3 protein-coding genes are annotated in these 2366 nt (G+C 40.7%); all 3 read right to left on the bottom strand.

Annotated features, from left to right (window positions below; all coding sequences use genetic code 11):
* Window positions 1-163: 163 nt before the first annotated feature.
* Genes pyrE through pyrF form a run of 3 tightly spaced genes read right to left on the bottom strand, consistent with a single transcriptional unit; the run spans window position 164 to window position 2134 of the window.
* Window positions 164-796, bottom strand: a complete 633-nt coding sequence (gene pyrE / locus B5D30_RS12970; RefSeq protein WP_078808509.1) for an orotate phosphoribosyltransferase — start codon at window positions 794-796, stop codon at window positions 164-166.
* 41 nt (window positions 797-837) lie between these two features.
* Complete coding sequence (locus tag B5D30_RS12965; RefSeq protein ID WP_078808508.1) at window positions 838-1425, bottom strand: DNA-3-methyladenine glycosylase; 588 nt, start codon at window positions 1423-1425, stop codon at window positions 838-840.
* Window positions 1415-2134, bottom strand: a complete 720-nt coding sequence (gene pyrF, locus B5D30_RS12960; protein ID WP_078808507.1) for an orotidine-5'-phosphate decarboxylase — start codon at window positions 2132-2134, stop codon at window positions 1415-1417. The genes B5D30_RS12965 and pyrF overlap by 11 nt, the downstream gene beginning before the upstream one ends.
* Between the last annotated feature and the right edge of the window lie 232 nt (window positions 2135-2366).

Genomic DNA, 2366 nt, shown 5'->3' with positions numbered 1-2366 from the left:
TGGTAGACGCAAAAGAGGAGCTGGACAAGATGTCCAACTCTCTTAGGTACGCTTTGTAAAATAGATGCTTTCCACACGATTTGACAAAGAGCCATATTTTAACGCTGTTTTTTTATTAATAATAAAAAAGAACAATCACATCTCTGCAATTGCTCAAAATTTATTATCCTTGCCAATCCTCTTGATTTTCTTTAAATCGTTTCAACAATTCAAGCTCTACTTCATCTACATAACCGATTTCTTTTGCGTGTTCAATGAGCGTTGTATAGTTTGTTAGCGTAACGAGTTTTCTGTTTGCATCTGCAAAACGTTTTTCGCCACGTGGCAATTCGTATGTGAAAATTGCTGCTACACCTAAGACAGCTGCTCCCTCACGTTCAGCTGCAGCTGCGGCATCAAGAACGGAACCACCTGTTGAAATTAAGTCCTCAATCACAACCATTTTCGCACCCTCATCAATACGTCCCTCAATTTGTCTACCTGCTCCGTGGTCTTTCGCTTTTGAGCGGATATACACCATTGGCAAGTCTAAAATCTCTGCTACCCATGCGGCGTGCGGAATCCCTGCCGTTGCCGTTCCTGCAATGACTTCTACATCTGGAAATTCAGCTTTAATTTTCTCCGCAAGCCCCATTGCAATGTCACGGCGTACTTTTGGATAACTCATCGTAATACGATTGTCTGTGTAAATAGGACTTTGAATCCCACTAGCCCAAGTAAAAGGCTCTTTAGGCGAAAGAAAGACCGCCTTAATGTCTAATAAATCTTTTGCGATTGTTTTTGCTACGTTGTTCATTTTTTGAATACTCTCCTTATAATTTATTATTCAATTCTTTTTCAATTCCATGTATCCTCGGCACGCTCTGTCTCACGCTTTTTCATTTTTGAAACATACGGATTGCCCGCTACACAAAAACGTAGTGGTGCCTCTTTCCATTTCTCACTCCCACTTACACCAATGCGAGCAGTCGAAAGAATTTTTTGGGGTATTTTTCCTTTTTCAAGTGTCAGAAACCCATTCTGTATCGTTGTCCCATTGAGCTCTCTTGTGATACCGTAAAAACGAGTAAGTTTGCCAGGACCATTGGTTAGAATTTCTTTCGTTTTTGGAAAAATCGGTTCGATTCCACGAATTAAAACAGCCTCTGATACATTTTTTTCACGTGTTACCAAGTTTAGCATATTGTAGGTGTGAATTTGGTAAACATACCATGTACCAGCTTTATCATACATCACTTCATTTTTCGGTGTGCGTTTTCCTTGATAACTATGCGAACATTCGTCCTCTGGAAAAAGGTACGCCTCTGTTTCTACGATATAACCACACATGACTTCGTCATTTATTTTGACTTTTAGCACCATACCAAGCAAATTTTTGGCAACCTCAATCGTAGACATGGACGGTGTTGGAAAATTAATTTCCATAATTCCAATCCTTTAAAATTTCATGATAAGCATCCACTGGCTTTTCAGCTAAAGTAATCGGGCGACCTACCACGATATAATCAGAGCCAATTCTACGTGCCTCACTTGGTGTTTTCACACGTTTTTGATCGCCTACTTCTGCCCCTTTTGGACGAATACCCGGGGTTAAACAGATAAAGTTCTTGTCCGTTGCACGCTTAATCATCGCCACTTCAAGTGCAGAACAAACCACACCGTCAAGTCCCGCCTCTCTTGCACGACGTGCATAGTGTACAACTGAGTTTTCAATTGGCACTTGAATTAATTGATCACGGTGCATATCTTCTTCACTCGTAGAAGTAAGTTGAGTGACTGCAATCAAAATCGGTCGTTTTGCTCCCTCAGGAGTTCCTTCTTCCAATCCCTCAATTGCTTGTTTCATCATCTCAAAACCGCCTGCTGCATGAACGTTCACCATATCAACCCCCATTTTCGCAAGTCCAATCATGGCGCTTTTGACAGTATTTGGAATATCGTGCAATTTCAAATCAAGAAACACAGAATGACCCAATTCTTTTAAATACGTCACAATACTAGGTCCTTCTTGATAAAACAGCTCCATACCAATTTTAATGTACAATTGTTCATTTGAGTCAAACTGTGCTAAAAATTTTTCTACTTCCTCTTTACAGTGAAAATCTAGTGCAATTACTGGACGTTTTTCAAACATGGTGTGTTTTCTCCTTTTTCTAGCTATGAGGGGCAGGAGTTGGGCGACTGCTCTCAACGTCGCTCGAAACTGACGTTTCGATGCTAGTCTTTCAAGAATCTTTGATTCTTAGAAAGACTGTATGCGAAACGAAGAGTAGTAAATAAACGACGTGGTTCGCTGTCGCAAACTCCTGAACGCCCCTCTACACTTTTCTTTTTCTAGCTACATGGTGCTGAAGTCTGGCAACTGT

This window comes from Pilibacter termitis, assembly GCF_900167335.1.
In the GTDB taxonomy this organism is placed as follows: domain Bacteria; phylum Bacillota; class Bacilli; order Lactobacillales; family Streptococcaceae; genus Pilibacter; species Pilibacter termitis.
Note: the sequence above shows the minus strand (reverse complement) of the source record. Positions and strands in the feature narration are given on the sequence as shown.

Bases quoted from the DNA above. Each gene is read 5' to 3' on its own strand.
- pyrF (WP_078808507.1), bottom strand. From the start codon at position 2,134: ATGTTTGAAAAACGTCCAGTAATTGCACTAGATTTTCACTGTAAAGAG.
- pyrE (WP_078808509.1), bottom strand. From the start codon at position 796: ATGAACAACGTAGCAAAAACAATCGCAAAAGATTTATTAGACATTAAG.
- B5D30_RS12965 (WP_078808508.1), bottom strand. From the start codon at position 1,425: ATGGAAATTAATTTTCCAACACCGTCCATGTCTACGATTGAGGTTGCC.